Origin of the sequence: Gordonia sp. 852002-50395_SCH5434458 (assembly GCF_001665905.1) — a bacterium.
GTDB lineage: Bacteria > Actinomycetota > Actinomycetes > Mycobacteriales > Mycobacteriaceae > Gordonia > Gordonia jacobaea.
Window position 1 is genome coordinate 1 of record NZ_LZTC01000063.1, and the last position, 19,039, is coordinate 19,039.

Genomic DNA, 19,039 nt, shown 5'->3' on the forward strand with positions numbered 1-19,039 from the left:
ATGCGATCGTCGGCAGCGTCAGATGTGTATAAGAGACAGCTTCCCGACCCCACAGCCACCCCCGAAAAGGACTCGTCGAGGAACTGTCCGAGCATGTGCGCATCCACTCCCCCTGCACTGACCCCGACCGATGGTTATGGGCCAATGTGAAGGGACCGTGGACGGCCGACATTGTGGAACCGAGGTTCGCTCGGCTACGCGAGAAGGTCGGCCTCCAGTACACGTTGCACGATCTGCGCCACTTCTACGCGAGCGGCCTGATTGCGGCCGGATGCGATGTGGTGACGGTGCAGCGGGCGATGGGCCACAAGGACGCCACCACCACGCTGAACACCTACTCGCACCTGTGGCCCAAAGCCGAGGACCGGACCCGCAAGGCGTCCGCAGCGATGTTTCGATGAATCTACTGCGGACGAGTGAATCTGCGAATGGCCCTGACCAGGGCTAACGCGGCTTGTACCCGCTCACCACGACGTTGTAGAAGAACTTCGGCGGCACGACCTTGCGCAGCACGTTCTCGTCGAGCCAGGTCATGCGCTTCCACCCGCCGAAGGCGAATCCGGCCCAGCCCCAACCGAGCTTCTCCGACGGCACGGCGGCCTCGAAGGTACGCACGGGCCAGCCGAGCATCGCGGCGGCCAACTCCTCGGTCGCGGTCTCGACCCGGTCGGCCCCCGCCGAACGCGCGATGTCGGCCAACTCGTCGGGATCGAAGGTGTGGATGTCGACAACGGCCTCGAGAGCCGCCGCGCGCGACGACTCGTCGAGCTCCTCCTGCGGTCGACGCCACGCCTTGAGCGGCCCTAACTTGGTGACGTGGGTGGTGGCCCACCAGGTTGCCCGGCTCATCCACCGCGCGTAGAAGTCGCCGATCGTCGACGGCTCGCCCGCGAACACAAAACGCCCGCCCGGCTTGAGCACACGGAGCACTTCACTCAACGCCTGCTCGACGTCGGGGATGTGATGCAGCACCGCGTGGCCGACGACGAGGTCGAAGGTGTTGTCGTCGTAGGGAATCCGCTCGGCGTCGGCAACCCGGCCGTCGACGTCGAGGCCGAGGTTCTCCGCGTTGCGCAGCGCGACCTTGACCATTCCCGGCGACAGATCGGTGACCGAGCCCTTCTTCGCGACACCGGACTGCAACAGGTTGAGCAAGAAGAATCCTGTGCCACAACCGAGTTCCATTGCCCGCTCGTAGGGCAGCGACTCGTCGGCGGCCACGGCGTCGAACCTGCCGCGCGCGTAGTCGATGCACCGTTCGTCGAAGCTGATCGACCACTTCTCGTCGTAGGTCTCGGCTTCCCAGTCGTGGTAGAGCACCTGCGCGAGCTTGGTGTCTTCGAGCGCGGCCTTGACCTGCTCCTCGGTGGCATGCGGATTGGGTGCTGGATCGACGTGATCTGTTGCCGACTCGTTCTCCGTGGTCGTCATGTCTCCTACTTTCGCCCTGTTCTGTGTCGTCGCACCAGCCGTGTGTCGTCGCGACTGCCGTGGCCGACAGCGGGTCCCTACCCGCCGGTAACGACACGTTGCCGTTGAACCCTACCCGCCGTCGGGAGGAGGTTCCGTGGTCACTTCCCGGTGAACTGTGCCTTGCCCGGCCCGTTGGCGATGAACGAATCCATGCCGATCTTGCGATCGTCGGTTCCGAAGAGCGACGCGAACTGCTGTTCCTCGATCTTCAAACCGGTCTCCAGGTCGACGCCGAGCCCCTGGTCGACCGACTTCTTTGCCGCCGCCAGCGCCAGGCTCGCGGCGTTGCGGAACTGCCCGGCCCACGCCAGTGCGGCGTTGTAGACCTCGTCGGGTGCGACGACCTCGTCGACCAGACCGATCCTCAGCGCTTCCTCTGCCCCCACGAAGCGGCCGGTGAAGATCATGTCCTTGGCCTTGGCGGGGCCGACCAGACGCGCCAGCCGCTGCGTGCCTCCACCTCCGGGGATCACGCCGAGAAGCGCCTCAGGGACGCCGAGCTTCGCGTTGTCGCCCGCGATACGACGGTCGGCGCCGAGCGCCACCTCGAGTCCGCCACCGAGTGCGTATCCGGTGATCGCGGCGACGGTCGGCTTGGGGATCTCGGAGATCGATCCGAGCGCACGCTGCAGGCGACCGGCCACCTTCGACATCTCGGCGAACGTCATATCGGTCATCTCTTTGATGTCGGCGCCTGCCGCCAGCACCTTGGGTCCGCCGTAGACGACGACGGCCTTGATGTCGGCACGGTCGGTCGCCTCGCGCGCCGCCGCCTCCAACTCGGTCTGGACCTGCCGGTTCAGCGCGTTCATCGGCGGACGGTTGAGCAGGATCGTTCCCACTCCTGGATGGTCGTCAGAGGTCTCGAGAGTCACGAACTCAGGCATGTGTCGAAGGCTACCGTCCAGCGACGCCCAGCCGTGATGTGGGCCACCGCCGAGACCCCGACGACCTACAGTTGGTGCATGGCATCTTCGCCGTCCTCGAAGTCGTCGGCCGGCGAACCCGTCGAACTGTCCGTCGGTGAACGGACGATCCGACTCTCGAGTCCAGACCGGATCTACTTCTCCGAACGCGGCGAGACCAAACGCGACCTCGCCGACTACTACATCTCGGTCGGCGACGGCATCGTGCGGGCGCTGCGCAACCGGCCGTGCATGTTGCACAGATTTCCCAAGGGCGTCGACGGCAAGAAGGTCCACCAGAAGCGGGTACCCGCGGGCGCCCCGGACTGGCTGAAGACCACAGAGATCTACTTCCCGCGCTTCGGTCGCACCGCCGACGAGCTCTGTGTGACCGAACTGGGCAGCGTCATCTGGGCGGTGCAGATGTCGACGGTCGAGTTCCATCCGTGGAACTCGCGCTGCTCGAATCCCGAGCTGCCCGACGAATGGCGCATCGACCTCGACCCGATGCCGGAGTGCACCTTCGATCGCGTGCAGCGGGCGGCCCACGTCGCGCACGAGGTGCTCGACGAACTCGGTGTGCGCGGCTTCCCCAAGACGTCCGGCGGACGCGGCATGCACATCTACGTACGAATCGAACCGGAGTGGAGCTTCAACCAATTGCGCCGCGCCGCATTGGCTTTCGCACGCGAGGTCGAGCGTCGAGCACCTGACGAGGTCACCACGACGTGGTGGCGCAAGGACCGCGACCCCGCTGCTCTGTTCGTCGATTACAACCAGAACACGCGTGACCACACGATGGCCGCGGCCTACTCGGTACGAGGCAATCCACGCGCAACGGTCTCGGCGCCGATCCTGTGGTCGGAGGTCGACGACGTCGCGCCCGACGACTTCACCATCGCGACAATGCCCGCGCGCTTCGCCGAACTCGGCGACCTGCACGCGGAGATCGACGACGTCGCCTACCGCATCGACACCCTGCTGGAGTGGGCCGATCGAGACGAGACCGGCACCGACGACCCGGACGTCGTCGACCTCGACCGCTGACGAACCCGCACGCAGCAGGTTCAGGCAGTAGCCCTCAGAGCGTGATGTCGGGGATGGGTTGGTCGGCGAGCGTCGCCATGTATGCGTCGGAACCGGAGAAGCTCAAGCCGCTCAGCCCATGCCCAGCGCTCACCTCTGGTTCGATCGCCTCGATCGTGCGCTCTGCGGCGAGCAGCTCGTCGACGGTGTCGAACCGGGCGACCTCGGTCAGCTGAGACCAGGTCGGCGGCAGGAGGAAATGCTTGCCATCAGACCAGGCCGCGAGAGCGTCGGCCGCGCCGGCCCACCGCGCGACGTCGGCCTCCGACGTCGCGTCGTCGGCAATCTGGCCCTCAGGCATGGCCGCGAGGAAGAAGCGGGTGTCGTAGCGTCGCTTCTCGTTCTTCGGCGTGATCCAGTGCGCGAGCGGACGCAACAGGTCGGCACGCAGCGTGAGGTCGTGGGCGCGGAGGAACTCGGCAAACGAGATCGTCTTGTCGACCAGCCTGCGGCGTTCGTCGCCCAGCGTCGCCGGGTCGGCGAACGAGCCGTCGGGCCGCGACGCGAGCAGCACACCGCACTCCTCGAACGTCTCGCGGACCGCCGCACAGACCAGGGCCTGGGCGAGCTCTTCCGTGGTGCCCAACTGCTGTGCCCACCAGGCCGCGTCGGGGCCGGTCCACGCGAGATCGGCGTCGGCATCACGAGGGTCGACGCCGCCACCGGGAAAGACCGTCATCCCACCGGCGAACGCCATCTGCTTGACCCGACGCTGCAGAAAGACCTCGATACCGCCGTCGGCGTCGCGCGCCAGCACGACCGTCGCGGCATCACGCAATGGCGCGACGGTCTCCGCGTGGGCTGTCGCGGCGTCTGTATCGGTCATGTCGATCTCCTGCTCTGTGCCGAACGGGTACGGCCAACTCCTACGTGGGCCACCACCTGTGGTCCGCGTCACCGAATCGACACTATCGCTGCTACCCGGCGGCCCGTCGATGGGATCCGGCACGACGCGAACGACGCGCGAAGAAGCGGGAGCCGTCCTTGGTCAGCGTGATCTGCTGACGGAACGTGTCGGAGAGGTTCTTGCTCGTCAGCACGTCGCCGAGGAGGCCCTGCGCGACGACGCCGCCTTCCGAGAGCAGCATCGCGTGGGTAAAGCCGGGCGGGATCTCCTCGACGTGGTGGGTGATGAGCACGGTGGCTGGCGCGTCGGGGTCCTGCGCGAGAATCGACAGCCGGTCGACGAGCTCCTCACGACCGCCGAGGTCGAGGCCTGCTGCGGGTTCGTCGAGGAGCAGCAGCTCGGGGTCGGTCATCAACGCGCGGGCGATCAACACGCGCTTCCGCTCACCCTCCGACAGCGTGCCGAATCTCCGGTCGGCGAGATGTTCAGCGCCCATCGACTCCAGCGATTCGACGGCCTGCGCGCGATCGACGTCGTCGTAGTCCTCACGCCACCGACCGATCACCGAATAGCCCGCCGAGATCACGACGTCGCTGACGACCTCGTCGTCGGGAACCCTGTCCGCCAGGCCGGGACTGCTCACTCCGATGCGCGTCGACAACTCGCGCACCTCGACTCGGCCGAGTGGCTCGTTGAGCAGAAACGCGGTGCCCGACGTCGGATGCAGTTCGGCGGCAGCCATGCGCAACAACGACGTCTTGCCCGCACCGTTGGGGCCGATGATCACCCAGCGCTCGTCGAGCTCGACCTGCCATGTGATCGGCCCGACAAGCGTCTTTCCACCGCGCACGAGTGTGACGTCACGAAAATCGACGAGCAGGTCCGGGTCCGAGGATGCAGTGTCACTCACCCGTCCCATCGTGCCCTACCGGGCGGCCTCCCGGATGCTCGGACGCGACACTTCGCGTCGACGTTTTTGTCGACGTGTTCGCCCACACCGAAACGGCCCCGGAACGGGAATACCTTCGACGCCACGCTCCTTGCCCTAGGTATGCCCGTTGATCTCTCCATCCTCGACCTCGCCCAGGTCGGTCGCAACGAAACCGTCGCCCAATCCCTGGCCGCCTCAACAGAAATGGCCACCAAAGCCGAGCTCTGGGGCTACCGGCGAATCTGGTACGCAGAACACCACAACATGCGCTCGATCGCGTCGTCGGCGCCTGCCGTTCTCATCGCACATGTCGCGGCACACACCTCGACAATCCGCCTCGGCGCCGGCGGAGTGATGCTCCCCAACCACGCGCCGCTGACGATCGCCGAGCAGTACGGCACCCTTGCCGAGCTGCACCCCGGCCGCATCGATCTGGGTCTCGGTCGAGCCCCCGGCAGCGACCAGCAGACCTTCACCGCACTGCGTCGGGACATGGCATCGGCCGACCGCTTCCCGTCCGACGTCCTCGAACTGCAGGGGTACCTGCGCGGTGAGTCTCGCATTCCCGGAGTCGGGGCGACGCCCGGCGCGGGCACCGACGTCCCGCTCTACATCCTCGGTTCGTCGTTGTTCGGGGCACAACTCGCCGCCGCGCTCGGACTGCCCTATGCCTTCGCATCGCACTTCGCTCCGCAGGCACTAGAAGAAGCCGTCGCGCTCTACCGCGACCAATTCCAGCCATCCGAGGCACTCGCCGAGCCGTATGTCATCGCGGGCGTCTGCGTGATCGCCGACGACGATCCGGATGTCGCGGCAGCGCAGCTCCGCCAGGCCAAGCGCCAGCGAGTGACCGCACTCCTCGGTCGCGGTGGCCGGCAGTTCACCGACGACGAGGCCGACGCGATCCTCGAGATGCCACAGGGCAGGCAGATCGACTCGATGCTGACCTATGCGGGCGTCGGCACCCCCGCGGAGGTCCGCGACTACCTCGACTGGTTTGCCGGGCACGCCAACGCCGACGAACTCATCGTCGCGTCGATCGCTCCCGACCGCGACGTGTGGCTGAGCACGCTCGGTCACCTCGCTCCCGCGGTGCAGCCCTCCACGCAGCCGGTTTGATCGATCGCACGTTTTGGTCATACACATCGTCGTTCTATGTATGATCAACCTCATCATGCCGAGGCCGCGTCGGGCTCGGCAGGCGATGAGGAGCCAGGATGTCCGACCTCAAGGTCCGCAGAGTCAAGTTCGACCTCGCCGGCGACGACATCCCATTCAACTGGCACCCACAGCGACCCGCCTTCGCGATGCAGTGCAACGTCGTGTCGTTCTTCGCGCCCGGCTTCGAGAAGCTGATCGTGCAGTCGACACGCGAAGCACTGCCGTTGATGCGAGACCCGGAGATGGTCGACGAGGCGACCGACTACATCAAACAGGAGGGCCAGCACACGGCTGCCCACCTGGCCCATCTCCGGGCGCTGATACGTCGGTGGCCCGGACTCAAACACACGATGGACGAGGTCATCGCGTCTTACGACCGGTTGCTCGCGACCAAGCCACTCGCTTGGCGTCTGGCCTACGCCGCGGTGGTGGAGGCGACCTTCACGCCCTACTTCCGCGTGTTTCTCGACCACGACGACAAGCTCTTCGAACCCGGTGATGAGCGCATTTCGTCGCTATTCATCTGGCACTTCGTCGAGGAGATGGAGCATCGGAGCTCAGCGCTGAGGGTGTACGACGCCGTCCACGACAGTTATCCCTACCGGCTCAAGACCATCGCGGGCGTGGTCAAGCATTTGAACGAGATGCTGAAGATCGTCGGAGACGGCTTCCGTGAGCACGTACCCGTCGGTGAGGGCGGTGAGTTCGCCGACCTGGTCCCGGCCGGGGTCACGTTGCGGTCGATGGCCGCCGTGTGGCGGTTCAATCGGACGCACGCGGAGTACGACACGACCTACGCCGAGGTACCGCTGCGCGAGATGATCGAGATGTTCGTCGGACTCGTGCGGTCACAGGCACCCGACCACGATCCGCTCTACGAGCGACTCCCCGACTTCGCAGCCCGCTGGTTCCGACGCTACGACGAGGACCCACGGGCGGCCGCCCGCTGGTACTCGGTCGGCGTCGGCGAGATCGCCAAGCGCGTACCCGACGGCCAGGGCGACGTCGTCGACGCGACGTCCACGGCGTGAACCGGCGCTTATCGACGCGGTTCGAGTAGCGCGAAATCCGCGAAGTCGAACCCCGGTGCGACGACGCAACTGACGAGCGACGCCTCGTCGCCGACTGCACGCGCGCGTTGCCAATGCCCTGGCGGGACAAGGGCTTGCGGACGCTGTCCCGACCCCACGTCGGGTCCGACGACCACGGTCTCGACGTCGTTCGGCGCTTCCCCGTCACCGCCGAGGTCGAGTTCCACCGGGGCGCCGCGATGGAAGAGCCACATCTCCGCACCGCGCACCGTATGCCACGACGACTGCTCGCCCGGAAGCAACACGAAGTAGATCGCGGTCGCAGCCACGCGCGTGCCCTCATATCCGGAAGGCAGTGCGCCACAAGGAATCTCGACGCCGCTTCGCCAGGTCTCGCGATACCAACCACCCTCGGGGTGGGGCTGCAGGTCGAGTGAACGTGCCCAGTCGGGTAGTCGGGACGCCTCGCTCACTTGTCGACCACCTCCGCGATCACGGTCACCGACCCGGGCGCGATCTCGGTGAAGCCGGCGTCACGCACCGCAACGGCTTGCTGCTGAGCGTCGGCGGCGAGCAGTTCCTTCCACCGATCTCGATCGGCGAGGCACACCGACAGTGGACACCCGGCGTCACGCCATGCACGAGCCGACGGCTCGTCGAGAAGCTTGACGGCGAGCATCGCCCCGTGGCCGACCTGCGCTGCGAGCTTGCCGACGGTCATCTCGAGGTCGGGATTCACCCAGAGGCATACGCCCCCGCCCGCAGGCGTCGACGGCAACGACCCGTCGACGTCGGTGCCGCCGATCTGCAGGCGAGAAATACGACGGTCGACGTCGCCGACACGTCCGGGAACGAACGCCCGCGCCTGCGCGTCGCCCTCAGTGGCCGTGACACCCCACACCTCTTGTGCCGCAAGCCAATGCGTCCCTCGTGCACGGCGCGCAATCTTGCGGATGCGCGCATCGCACCACGCCGTCATCGGCTCCGACCACGGGCCGTCCGCGCCGGATCGGTCGTCGAGACAGAGCAAGGCAACCGACCGCGCTGCCGCGGTGAGCAACTCGGTGCGGTCGGGTGGGTCGGACTTCTCGATCCGCAACACCATCTGCATCGCGAGCACGTCGGCGGGGTCGTCGGGATCATCGGCGCCGCCGACATAGTCGACGAGACGTCGATAGGCGTCGTCGAAGGGATCGACGCCGGACTCCGTAGACGTCATGGCAACGAGACGCGCCGCAACGTTCCATCCGCGGCGTCGGCGGCCTCGATCTCATCGCGGGTCACGCCGAGGATGAACAGCACCGCGTCGAGGAACGGGTGGTTGAGCGCGGCGTCGGCGACCTCACGAAGCGCGGGTTTGGCGTTGAAGGCGATCCCGAGGCCCGCGACCGAGAGCATGTCGATGTCGTTGGCTCCGTCGCCGACGGCGATCGTCTGTTCCATCGGCACTCCGACCTGGTAGGCGAACGCGCGCAGCGCCCGCGCTTTACCGGGCCGGTCGATGATTTCTCCGATGACCCGACCTGTCAGGCGGCCGTCGACGACTTCGAGGGTGTTGGCACGGACGAAGTCGAGTTCGAGGTCGTGCGCGAGACCGTCGATCACCTGTCGGAACCCACCGGACACCACACCACAGCGGTATCCGAGGCGGTGCAGCGTGCGGATCGTGGTGCGCGCGCCAGGAGTCAGTTGCAGCGATCCGGCAACCTCGTCGAGGACCCGCGCATCGAGACCCTCGAGCGCCGCGACGCGTTCACGGAGCGATTCGGCGAAGTCGAGTTCGCCACGCATCGCGGCTTCCGTCACCGCGGCGACCTCGGCCTCGCGACCCGCGTGTGCGGCGAGCATCTCGATGACCTCGCCCTGGATGAGCGTCGAGTCGACGTCGAAGACCACAAGCCGCTTGGCGCGGCGTGCGAGTCCGCCCCGCTCGATCGCGATGTCGACCCCGTGCTTGGCCGCCACGCCTGCCAGACCCTTGCGGAGGTCGGCGTCGGCTGCGACGCTGTTGCGTCCACCGACGCTGACCATCAATTCGAGTCCGGTCACCGGGTAGTCGGCGACGCCCCGGATCGAGTCGATGTTCCCGCCCTGGCCTGCCAGCTCGGCTGCGACCGCGCGGAAAGCCTTGGCCGTCACCGGACTGCCGAGCAACACCACCGCGTGAGTCGACGGACGGTGGCCGGCAGGCGTGCCGCCGACCTCGACGATCACGTCCATGCCGATCGACCCCATCGCCTGCTCGACGATGTCCTGAACTTCTTCGGGGTCGGTGCCGACCGAGACCATCACGCCGAGGGTCAGGCGGTCGTTGATGACGACCTGCTCAACGTCGAGCAGGCTCACCTGCTGCGCCGCGAGTGCGCCCATGAGGACCGAGGTGACGCCCGGCTTGTCCGGGCCGGTGACCGTGATCAGGACCGGTGTGGATTGCTCCATCGAGGCGATGTGAGGACCGCGATCAGCGGTCGCGGTCGCCGGATGCCTCGTGGCTGCCGGTGGTCAGCGGATCGCGACGCACATCCTCGGCCACCCTGCTCTCATGCCCGTGGCCGCCACCGACGTGCGCTTCTTCACGCATTCGATCGACCATGTGCGGGTAATGCAGTTCGAACGCAGGACGCTCGGAGCGAATGCGGGGAAGCTCGGTGAAGTTGTGGCGCGGCGGCGGGCAACTGGTCGCCCACTCGAGCGAGTTGCCGAAGCCCCACGGATCGTCGACGGTCACGACCTCGCCGTAGCGGTAGCTCTTGAAGACGTTCCACAGGAACGGCAGCGTCGACAGACCGAGGATGAACGCACCGACCGTCGAGATCTCGTTCAGGCGGGTGAACCCGTCGGACGGGAGGTAGTCGGCGTAGCGACGCGGCATGCCTTCGTTACCCAGCCAGTGCTGCACCAGGAACGTCGTGTGGAAACCGATGAACGTCAGCCAGAAGTGCCACTTGCCGAGTCGCTCGTCGAGCATGCGTCCGGTCATCTTGGGGAACCAGAAGTAGATTCCCGCGTAGGTGGCGAACACGATCGTGCCGAACAACACGTAGTGGAAGTGCGCGACGACGAAGTAGCTGTCGGAGAGGTGGAAGTCCAGCGGCGGGCTGGCCAGCAGAACGCCGGTGAGACCACCGAAGAGGAACGTCACGATGAAGCCAACAGAGAAGAGCATCGGCGTCTCGAACGTGATGTTTCCCTTCCACATCGTGCCTATCCAGTTGAAGAATTTCACACCGGTCGGCACCGCGATCAGGAACGTCATGAAGGAGAAGAACGGCAGCAGAACCGCGCCCGTCACGTACATGTGGTGCGCCCACACAGCCACCGACAGCGCAGCGATAGCCAGCGTTGCGTACACCAGACCGGAGTAACCGAAGATCGGCTTACGGCTGAAGACAGGGAACACCTCGGACACGATGCCGAAGAACGGCAGCGCGATGACGTACACCTCGGGGTGTCCGAAGAACCAGAAGAGGTGCTGCCAGAGGATCACACCACCGTTGGCGGGGTCGTAGAGATGCGCGCCGAATTGTCGATCGACCTCGAGGCCGAGCAGCGCAGCGGTCAGCAGCGGGAAGATCAGCAGGATCAGGACGCTGGTCACCAGGATGTTCCAGGTGAAGATCGGCATGCGGAACATCGTCATGCCGGGGGCACGCAGACAGACGACAGTCGTGACCATGTTGACCGCACCGAGGATGGTGCCGAGACCCGACACACCGAGACCCATGATCCACAGGTCGGCGCCGACGCCGGGCGAGTGCACCGCGTCGGTCAGCGGCGTGTAGGCGGTCCAGCCGAAGTCGGCGGCACCGCCGGGGGTCAGGAAGCCACCGATCGCGACGGTCGACCCGAACACGAACAGCCAGAAGCCGAACGCGTTCAGACGCGGGAACGCGACGTCGGGCGAACCGATCTGCAGCGGAAGGACGAAGTTGGCGAAGCCGATGACGATCGGTGTCGCGTACATCAGGAGCATCACGGTGCCGTGCATCGTGAAGAGCTGGTTGAACTGCTCCGTCGACAGGAACTGCATGCCCGGATGAGCCAACTCGGCGCGCATGAGCAGCGCCATCAGGCCACCGATCAGGAAGAACGCGAAGCAGGCGGTGATGTACATCATGCCGATCAACTTGTGATCGGTCGTGGTGATCAGCTTGTAGATGAAAGAACCCTTGGGCTGATAGCGCGCAGGGTACGGGCGCGCTGGCACAACCTGGGTTGTGGGCTGGTCTACCGCGGTCACAGATCCTCCTCTAACCGACCGTGAGCTCGGGACGGCAACGAACGAAAAACTACCGCTGGCAATGACACACCGAGCGCTGGTTACCGATCGTAGCCCCTTCGCCCCGGCTGGGCCGAGTGGGTCCTACGATCTGTCGTACAAATTCTCCGGTACAGCCGAAAAGGGCATGTCAGTGCCCATATTCGGCCGCCGACACGACGTGTCGCGCGGTCAATTCCAGTCCCTGCAGAGACGTCACGCAAACCTCCACGGTCTGCCACCAAAGACGGCCGCGCGGCGGTGCTAGGTTGATCTGCGTGTCAGGCGGGAAGCAAAGCGCGGTCAGTAGAGGTCGCACGCGCAAGGTCAGCGTCCACCTCGGCGCCCTCGTCATCGCGGGTGCGCTCGCGATGGGCTTGTCGGGATGCTCCGACGACAACACGGCCTTGACCACGCCCGACGGCAAGACCATCAGCACCTCGACGACGCGCATCGCCGACGTCAACGTGGTCTCACCCGACCGCGATTACAGCAAGACCTGCCTCGCTCCGACGGCGTCGGATGAACCCCAGTCGGACGTCGACCGCATCGTGGTCACCGATCCGTCGCTCCTCGACGCGATTTGCGCACTGGGCATCGGCTCGAAAGTCGTCGCGGTGACGTCTGCGCCCAACAGCATTCCCGCTTACCTCGGTCCACAGCTGACGTCGGTACCCACGATCGGCACCTCGCCCGACGCCGCGGCCATCGGCGCCGCAGCACCCGACGTCGTACTGACCACGCCCGACACCGCGACGGCCGCCAAGGCATTCGGGTCCACCAGGGTGGCCACCATCGAGTCGGGCGACTGGCGCACACAGTTCACCGAGGTCGCCGACGCACTCGACAGGGCGTCGCAGGGACCGCGCCTGCTCGACGAGTTCGACACGGAAGCACGCAAGACCGGCAAACGTATGGACGCCGCCCACTCCCAGGTGTCGTTGGTCCGATTCGGCAACAACTCCGAAGTGATCGCGGGAACCGACAGCTTCGCGGGTCAGATCCTCTCGACCGTCGGGGTGCAGCGGCCGGCGTCACAACGCTCTGCAGGCACCACCGTCGTCACCGACAAGAACTTCAAGGACGCCGACGCCGATCTGATCTATGTTTCCTTCGAGGGTTCGGCAGGTCTCGCACACGGCAAAGAGGTCCTCCTCAGCGACCGCTGGCTGGATATGGGTGCGCCGACCTGGAAACGGGTCCTCATCGTGGACGACGACGTGTGGTATCGCACTTCGGGACTTGCCGCCGCGTGGCTAGTGCTGAACGACGTGAAAGGTTCACTCAATGGCAACTCCGGAAGCTACTGACTCCTCACCCGACGCTCTGGCCGCCAAGGCGCAGGCTCTGCTCGCGCTGCACCAACCCGGCAGTCCCGTCGTGCTTCCCACCGTCTGGGACGCGTGGTCGGCGACGATCGCCGCCGACGCGGGATTCTCCGGCCTGACCGTGGGCAGTCATCCCGTCGCCGACTCGATCGGCAAGTCCGACAACGAGGGTATGACGTTCGACGACCTCCTGACCCGAGTCCAGCAGATCACCGGGGCCACTGCCCTCCCGGTGTCGGTCGACGTCGAATCGGGGTATGGCGAAAGCGCGTCCCGGCTGATCGAGGGGCTGCTCTCGGTGGGCGCCGTCGGGCTCAACATCGAGGACACCGTGCACTCCGAAGGTGGGCGTCTGCGCAGCGCCTCCGAGCACGCCGCGCTCATCGGGGAGTTGCGGGCGGCCTCCGTCGCCGCCGGAGTTCCCGTGGTGATCAACGCCCGCACCGACCTGTTCCTCCGCGCCGATGGCGACGAGTCCGACCGCGTCGAACGCGCAGTGGCACGCCTGCAACTGTGCGCCGACGCCGGCGCGAGTTGTTTGTATCCCGTCGGCCGCCACACCGACGACGTCTACCGCACGCTCACCGCCGAACTCCCGCTTCCGGTCAACGCGATCGGTAACCCGGCAGCCGATTCCGGACGGGCGCACTTCGCCGAGCTCGGCGTCGGACGCATCAGTTTCGGGCCATTCTGGCAGGCCAACCTCGCCGAACGCGCCGTCGAACTGTTGCACGCGTGGCAGTGAACGCCGCGCTCGCATTCCCGACCGAGATCGACCCAGACTGATCGCAAGTGTTCCCGCCGGTGGGCAGCGTCGACAAGGGTCGACCCATGACTGTCACCGACGAGTACCTGGCCAACAACGACGCCTACGCCGCAACGTTCAGCGGCCCGCTGCCCCTGCCGCCGAGCAAGCACGTCGCCGTCGTCGCGTGCATGGACGCACGCCTCGACGTCTACCGCGCGCTCGGCATCAACGAGGGTGAGGCACACGTCATCCGCAACGCGGGAGGCGTCGTCACCGACGACGAGATCCGTTCACTGACCATCAGTCAGCGGCTGCTCGGTACCACCGAGATCATCCTCATCCACCACACCGACTGCGGCATGCTGACGTTCACCGACGACGAGTTCAAACGCGAGATCCAGAATGAGATCGGTCAGAAGCCCGAGTGGGCTGCCGAATCGTTCCCCGACGTCGAGGAGGATGTCCGGCAGTCACTCGCGCGCATCCGGAACAGCCCGTTCATCACCAAGACGAGTTCGCTGCGAGGATTCGTCTTCGACGTCGCGACCGGGCGGCTCACAGAGGTGAGCTGACGGCCACTCACGGCCATCCAGGCGCCGATTCGACGGTCCCGTCATCGATTGCGGCGACCAGTTGGGCGTGGTCCCGCTCGGTCTGATCGGCATACGCCTGGGCGAAACCGACCACGGATTCCTGGGTCTTGTCCGACTTGCCGAAGTACTCGTCGATCGCCCTGGCGTCACCGCTGCGGGCATGGGCACGAGCGAGAACGTGACCGCATGCGGTGGCGAAGGTCGCGAGTCGTGGCGCAACGGACTTGCCGTCGGGAATGACCTTCCCGTCACGGAACTGCCTGACGTAGAAATCCCATTCGCGGATCGTCGACCATCCGAGAAAGCTGTCCGACGCGCTCTGGATCAGCCGTTGCCCGTTGACCACGCGCTGTCCGTGATTGGGGTAGACGCTGGGGCCGAGGAACTTCTCGTACACCGACGGCGCGGCCTGTTTGATCTGGAAGAACAGCGGGTCGCCGGTCTGGTGCTCCTCGGTGAGGGCGAGATAGACACGCATTCCGACGCTCCCGACTCCCACCACCTGCTGCACGAGGTCGACGAGATCGAAGCGACGCAGGAGCGCCGCGATGTTCTCCTGGACAGAGCCGTAGTAGCTCACCAGGACGTCGTTGAGTACGTCCTCGAAGTCGGACAGGGCGTGCACCCGGTAGGGCGGGTCCTCGGTGATGGTCCGCCTGCCGTCGACCAGGTGGGTGAGCTTCTTCGACGCTCCCCTGTTGCTTCGTTTCTCAGCGCGTTTGGTGAGGTATTTGTCCAACTGAGCACCGTCCTCCGGGGCCAGGTAACCCGCCAGGTCGTCCGCAGAGACCTTTGCCGACCACACGTCGAGGATCGGCCAACTCGCGTAGGTGGCGATCGACTCGCGGTAGCCGGTGAATCCAGCGCGTACCGCCTTGACTGCCGCCTGCTCGTCGACACCGTTGTCACGGGCGAGCACGACGAGACTCGCGACAAAGCGCAGCAGGTCCCATTCGAACGGCCCCGGCAACGTCTCGTCGAAGTCACGGAGATCAAAGGCCAATGTCCGCTCGGGCGTGTTCCACATCCCGAAGTTCAGCACGTGGGCGTCGCCGCACATCTGGACGTGAATGTCGGTGTTCGGTCGCGACGCGAGATCGGCCGCCATGACGGCGGCGGCTCCCCGGTAATAGGTCCACGGCGACGCCGCCATCCGCCCATGCCGGATGGGGAGCAGTCGTTGATCGCGAATCTCGTTCTGCGACAAGATGGTTTCCAACGCGTCGTGACCGCGTCTGGTCGGGTCCCACTCCCCCAGCGACGTTCTCGGCACCTTCTTGCGCGCCGCCTTACCCTTCGAGCTTTCTGTAGAGGCGTACTCGGTCGGTCCGGAGGCCAGCGCCGCCGACTGCGTTACCGGCCCGCTCTCGGTGGTGGGTTGGGAGGGAAAGTGCGGCGAGTCCGCGCCGGGCGATCCGGACTCCTGCATGGAAGCGTCGGCTGCATCCGTCGGAGAGGTCATGCAACCAGTGTGGCGCGTGAGACGTCACCTCGCGCAGCTTCGACCACTCTCGACCAGCCGTGTCGTGGTCGAGAGTTAATCTCGAATCATGTCCGCCGTTCCCTATGGATGCTCCGACCTGCCCGAAAACCCCGCCGCCTCGAAACCCTGCCGTCTCGAAACCCCGCCGTCTCGACCACCCTTCCGTCTCGACCACCCTGCCGCGTCTTCGCCACGCGTCCGCACCATGCTGATACTGAATGTCGATCACGCCGACAATACGTAGCACGCCGCAGGCGCCGAGCTGGCACACGCTCTGGCGACCGGGCATCGGTATGGCCATCTGGCTTGACAACGATGCGAACCTGCCGGACGAACTCGCACAATTGTTGGCAGGTAAGCGTTTTCGACGCGACATCGGAATGATCGCAGCGACCGGGCGCCGCGAGTTCGTCGCCGCGATCACGCTGGGAACATCATCGGCGGTCGCTGTGCTCGACGCATCTCGCTCGACATCCGTGGCGGGCGACGTCCGGTGGTACCGGATGATGCTCGACGGCGTGCGCAGGTTCGTCGCGGCAGGTTCGGTCGCACCCGTCATCACTGATCTGGGCGGCGAGACCGTCGTTCGCTGGACACCGATTCCCACTGCGGCATGGCGCAGTTGGATGACGGTGATCACCGCCGGGGCACCGGACGCCCTCACCCACAACGGCGGAGCGGAGGCGCTCGCCGACTTCGCGGGTGAATTGGTCGACCACACATGCCGCGCGCGACTCGCCGACTCGGCGGCACGGCTTGGCCCCGCGCGGCCGTCGACGCCGGTACTCGCGGCGCTGGTCGACGACGCCGCGGCCCCCAACTCCGCACGCAGACCCGCGGCGCACACCGCGTGGAGCCAATGGGCGGGCAGCGCACCGCAGGACGAGTCGCTGCTGGTGTTCAGGCTCTTCGAACCCGACGATCTGCCCGATCCCGACGACACCTTCGGTGCATGGGATGACGAACCCGCTCCCGATCCGAGGTGGAGGCTCCAGGTGTGCCGCCGTGCACCCGATGGCCACACCGAACCTGTTGCGCCACACCGCCTCGACGCACACGAGCTCGACCTGGTGACCACCGAACTCGCGTCTGCGGTCCGCGCGTTCGGCGAACTCGCCAAAGCTGATCCTGACCGCAACACGCTCGACTTCCTGTTGCCGACCGACAGCGTCGAACAGCTCCTTGAGTCCGGCACCGCACTTCTCGCCGACGCGGGTTTCCCCGTACTCCTGCCGCGCACAATCGCCGACGTGCGGCCGTCTCTCGGTCTTCGCGCCGCCCCGGTGTCGGGCGGCGGCGCACCCGCACGCATGGTCGGGTTACGCGAGATGCGCGAGTTCGAGTGGCGTCTCGCTCTCGGCGACGGCCCTGATGCCATCACCCTCACCGATTCCGATCTCGACGAATTGTCCAGGCAGAAGGGCGATCTCGTTCGGGTGCGCGGCGTGTGGATGCGTGCGGAGGGTGCCGCGTTGACGCGTGCCGCCACCTTCATCCGCACCCAGCGGGCGTTGCGAGCGTCCGGCGAACCCGCCGACATGGGCGAACTGTTCGGACTCGTGACCGGCACCGCCGACACCCTCCCCATCCCAGTGGGTTCCGTGCGCGGCCTCGGCTGGCTCGACGACGTCGCCGCAGGCTCGATGCTGCGAGCCGAGCCGGTCCCCGCGCCGCCGGAACTTCGAGCCGTGCTGCGCCCCTATCAGCAGCGCGGGCTCGAGTGGTTGGCCCACCTGAGCGCTCTGGGCATCGGAGCCGTACTCGCCGACGACATGGGACTCGGCAAGACCGTCCAGGTCATCGCACTGCTGTGTGCCGAACGCGACGGCTTGCCGACCGACCACGCCCCCACACTCGTGGTGTGCCCGATGTCGTTGGTGGGCAACTGGTCTCGTGAGTTGAACCACTTCGCACCGAGCCTGCGCGTTCACGTCCACCACGGTGCGGATCGCGCACGCAGCGCCACCTTCGCGTCCACGATCGCCGATGTCGACGTGGTCATCACCACCTTCGCGATCGCCACCAGGGATCGTGAACTGTTGGCCGCGCAGCGGTGGCGGCGCATCGTCGTCGACGAGGCGCAGCATGTGAAGAACGTCAGAACAGCTGCCGCAAAAGCGTTGCGCGCCATCCCCGCCCGTCATCGGCTCGCGTTGACCGGCACGCCCGTCGAGAACCGCCTCGAGGACCTGCGAGCCGTGATCGACCTCGTGAATCCCGGCCTACTCGGCTCGGCGTCGACGTTCCGGGCGCCGTTCGCCGAACCCATCGAACGCGACCGGGATCCTGACGCACTTCGACGACTCAACCGCGCCACCCGACCGTTCATCCTGCGCAGGGAGAAGACCGATCCCTCGATCATCAGCGATCTCCCGGAGAAGACCGAGATCACCGTGCGCGCGAACCTCACCGTCGAACAGGCGGCGCTTTACCGCGCGATCATCGACGATCTGATGGTCGCGCTACGCGACAAACAGCAACGCGCCATGCGCAGGCGGACCGTGCTCGCCGCGCTGACACGACTCAAGCAGGTGTGCAACCATCCGGCGCACTATCTCGGCGACGGTTCACCCATGATGCGGCGAGACCGGCACCGCTCGGGGAAGCTCGAACTACTCGGGGACATCGCGACGACACTCGTCGCCGATGGCGACAAAGCGCTCGTCTTCACGCAGTTCGCGGCGTTCGGCGAGATGCTGGCGGCATGGTTGTCCGAGCAGCTCGACACTCCGATCCCGTTGTTGCACGGTGGTATCGGCCGCACCGAACGCGACCGGATGGTCGCGCAGTTTCAAGGGCAAGACGCCGGTCGCACACAGGAGTCAACAGGCTCTCCCCCGATCCTCGTCGCAACACTGAAGGCAGGTGGTACCGGATTGAACCTCACCGCCGCAACCCACGTCGTGCATGTCGACCGCTGGTGGAACCCCGCCGTCGAGGATCAGGCAACCGATCGCGCCTATCGCATCGGTCAACACCAACGAGTCCATGTCCGACGATTCGTCTGCGTCGGCACCTTGGAGGAACGCATCGACGACATGGTCGCCAAGAAGCGCGAGCTGTCGCGACTGACGGTGTCGGCAGGCGAGAACTGGATCGGCGACCTCGGCGACGACGAACTGTTCGACCTCTTCCGACTACGCGACGAGGCGGTCAGCGAATGACCGAGCACACCTACGCATGCACGAGACGCGG

The 19,039-nt window shown here is 66.1% G+C and carries 17 protein-coding genes; 8 read left to right on the forward strand and 9 right to left on the reverse strand.

Annotation, left to right across the window (positions count from 1 at the left end):
- The first annotated feature begins 95 nt into the window (after positions 1–95).
- Complete coding sequence (locus tag A5785_RS14405) at positions 96–401, forward strand: tyrosine-type recombinase/integrase (protein WP_082946579.1); 306 nt, start codon at positions 96–98, stop codon at positions 399–401.
- Positions 402–444: 43 nt separating this feature from the next.
- On the opposite strand, the gene A5785_RS14410 is transcribed toward A5785_RS14405, so the two are convergent.
- Both A5785_RS14410 and A5785_RS14415 read right to left on the reverse strand, forming a co-directional pair.
- Positions 445–1,431: a class I SAM-dependent methyltransferase gene (locus tag A5785_RS14410; RefSeq protein ID WP_064867135.1), complete on the reverse strand. Its 987-nt coding sequence runs from the start codon at positions 1,429–1,431 to the stop codon at positions 445–447.
- Positions 1,432–1,571: 140 nt separating this feature from the next.
- Positions 1,572–2,360, reverse strand: a complete 789-nt coding sequence (locus A5785_RS14415; RefSeq protein ID WP_064867137.1) for an enoyl-CoA hydratase/isomerase family protein — start codon at positions 2,358–2,360, stop codon at positions 1,572–1,574.
- Between the two features lie 78 nt (positions 2,361–2,438).
- On the opposite strand from A5785_RS14415, the gene ligD reads away from it, so the two are divergent.
- Complete coding sequence (gene ligD / locus A5785_RS14420; RefSeq protein WP_064867233.1) at positions 2,439–3,425, forward strand: non-homologous end-joining DNA ligase; 987 nt, start codon at positions 2,439–2,441, stop codon at positions 3,423–3,425.
- Positions 3,426–3,459: 34 nt separating this feature from the next.
- On the opposite strand, the gene A5785_RS14425 is transcribed toward ligD, so the two are convergent.
- Together A5785_RS14425 and A5785_RS14430 are read right to left on the reverse strand one after the other, a co-directional pair.
- Positions 3,460–4,290: an NUDIX hydrolase gene (locus A5785_RS14425; RefSeq protein ID WP_064867235.1), complete on the reverse strand. Its 831-nt coding sequence runs from the start codon at positions 4,288–4,290 to the stop codon at positions 3,460–3,462.
- A gap of 91 nt (positions 4,291–4,381) precedes the next feature.
- A complete protein-coding gene (locus A5785_RS14430) occupies positions 4,382–5,230 on the reverse strand; it encodes an ABC transporter ATP-binding protein (RefSeq protein WP_005205325.1) in 849 nt (282 codons plus the stop codon).
- A gap of 132 nt (positions 5,231–5,362) precedes the next feature.
- Between A5785_RS14430 and A5785_RS14435 the strand changes: the two genes are divergently transcribed.
- Together A5785_RS14435 and A5785_RS14440 are read left to right on the forward strand one after the other, a co-directional pair.
- Positions 5,363–6,361 (forward strand): LLM class flavin-dependent oxidoreductase, encoded by a 999-nt coding sequence (locus A5785_RS14435; protein ID WP_005205326.1) that lies wholly within the window; start codon positions 5,363–5,365, stop codon positions 6,359–6,361.
- A 98-nt stretch (positions 6,362–6,459) separates the two neighbouring features.
- Positions 6,460–7,434 (forward strand): metal-dependent hydrolase, encoded by a 975-nt coding sequence (locus A5785_RS14440; protein WP_005205328.1) that lies wholly within the window; start codon positions 6,460–6,462, stop codon positions 7,432–7,434.
- 8 nt (positions 7,435–7,442) lie between these two features.
- On the opposite strand, the gene A5785_RS14445 is transcribed toward A5785_RS14440, so the two are convergent.
- The 4 genes from A5785_RS14445 to ctaD are packed head-to-tail and all read right to left on the reverse strand — an operon-like array spanning position 7,443 to position 11,674.
- A complete protein-coding gene (locus A5785_RS14445; protein WP_005205330.1) occupies positions 7,443–7,907 on the reverse strand; it encodes a cupin domain-containing protein in 465 nt (154 codons plus the stop codon).
- Positions 7,904–8,653: an aminoacyl-tRNA hydrolase gene (locus A5785_RS14450; protein WP_064867139.1), complete on the reverse strand. Its 750-nt coding sequence runs from the start codon at positions 8,651–8,653 to the stop codon at positions 7,904–7,906. The genes A5785_RS14445 and A5785_RS14450 overlap by 4 nt, the downstream gene beginning before the upstream one ends.
- Positions 8,650–9,873: a phosphoserine phosphatase SerB gene (gene serB, locus A5785_RS14455; protein ID WP_064867141.1), complete on the reverse strand. Its 1,224-nt coding sequence runs from the start codon at positions 9,871–9,873 to the stop codon at positions 8,650–8,652. The genes A5785_RS14450 and serB overlap by 4 nt, the downstream gene beginning before the upstream one ends.
- 22 nt (positions 9,874–9,895) lie before the next feature.
- Entirely contained in the window at positions 9,896–11,674 is a 1,779-nt protein-coding gene (gene ctaD / locus A5785_RS14460) for an aa3-type cytochrome oxidase subunit I (RefSeq protein ID WP_005205346.1), read from the reverse strand.
- Between the two features lie 296 nt (positions 11,675–11,970).
- Between ctaD and A5785_RS14465 the strand changes: the two genes are divergently transcribed.
- From A5785_RS14465 to A5785_RS14475, 3 genes are all read left to right on the forward strand, one after another.
- On the forward strand, positions 11,971–13,002 hold the full coding sequence (locus A5785_RS14465; RefSeq protein WP_372495550.1) for an ABC transporter substrate-binding protein: 1,032 nt from the start codon (positions 11,971–11,973) through the stop codon (positions 13,000–13,002).
- A complete protein-coding gene (locus A5785_RS14470) occupies positions 12,980–13,765 on the forward strand; it encodes an isocitrate lyase/PEP mutase family protein (protein WP_005206015.1) in 786 nt (261 codons plus the stop codon). Before A5785_RS14465 ends, A5785_RS14470 begins: the two co-directional genes overlap by 23 nt.
- A gap of 86 nt (positions 13,766–13,851) precedes the next feature.
- Entirely contained in the window at positions 13,852–14,340 is a 489-nt protein-coding gene (locus A5785_RS14475) for a beta-class carbonic anhydrase (RefSeq protein WP_005206013.1), read from the forward strand.
- 7 nt (positions 14,341–14,347) lie between these two features.
- Here the strand turns inward: A5785_RS14475 and A5785_RS14480 are convergent, their stop codons facing one another.
- Positions 14,348–15,823, reverse strand: coding sequence for a DUF2252 domain-containing protein (locus A5785_RS14480; protein ID WP_005206011.1), 1,476 nt, complete (start codon positions 15,821–15,823; stop codon positions 14,348–14,350).
- A gap of 239 nt (positions 15,824–16,062) precedes the next feature.
- Between A5785_RS14480 and A5785_RS14485 the strand changes: the two genes are divergently transcribed.
- Positions 16,063–19,008, forward strand: coding sequence for a DEAD/DEAH box helicase (locus A5785_RS14485; RefSeq protein WP_064867144.1), 2,946 nt, complete (start codon positions 16,063–16,065; stop codon positions 19,006–19,008).
- Positions 19,009–19,039 lie beyond the last annotated feature (31 nt).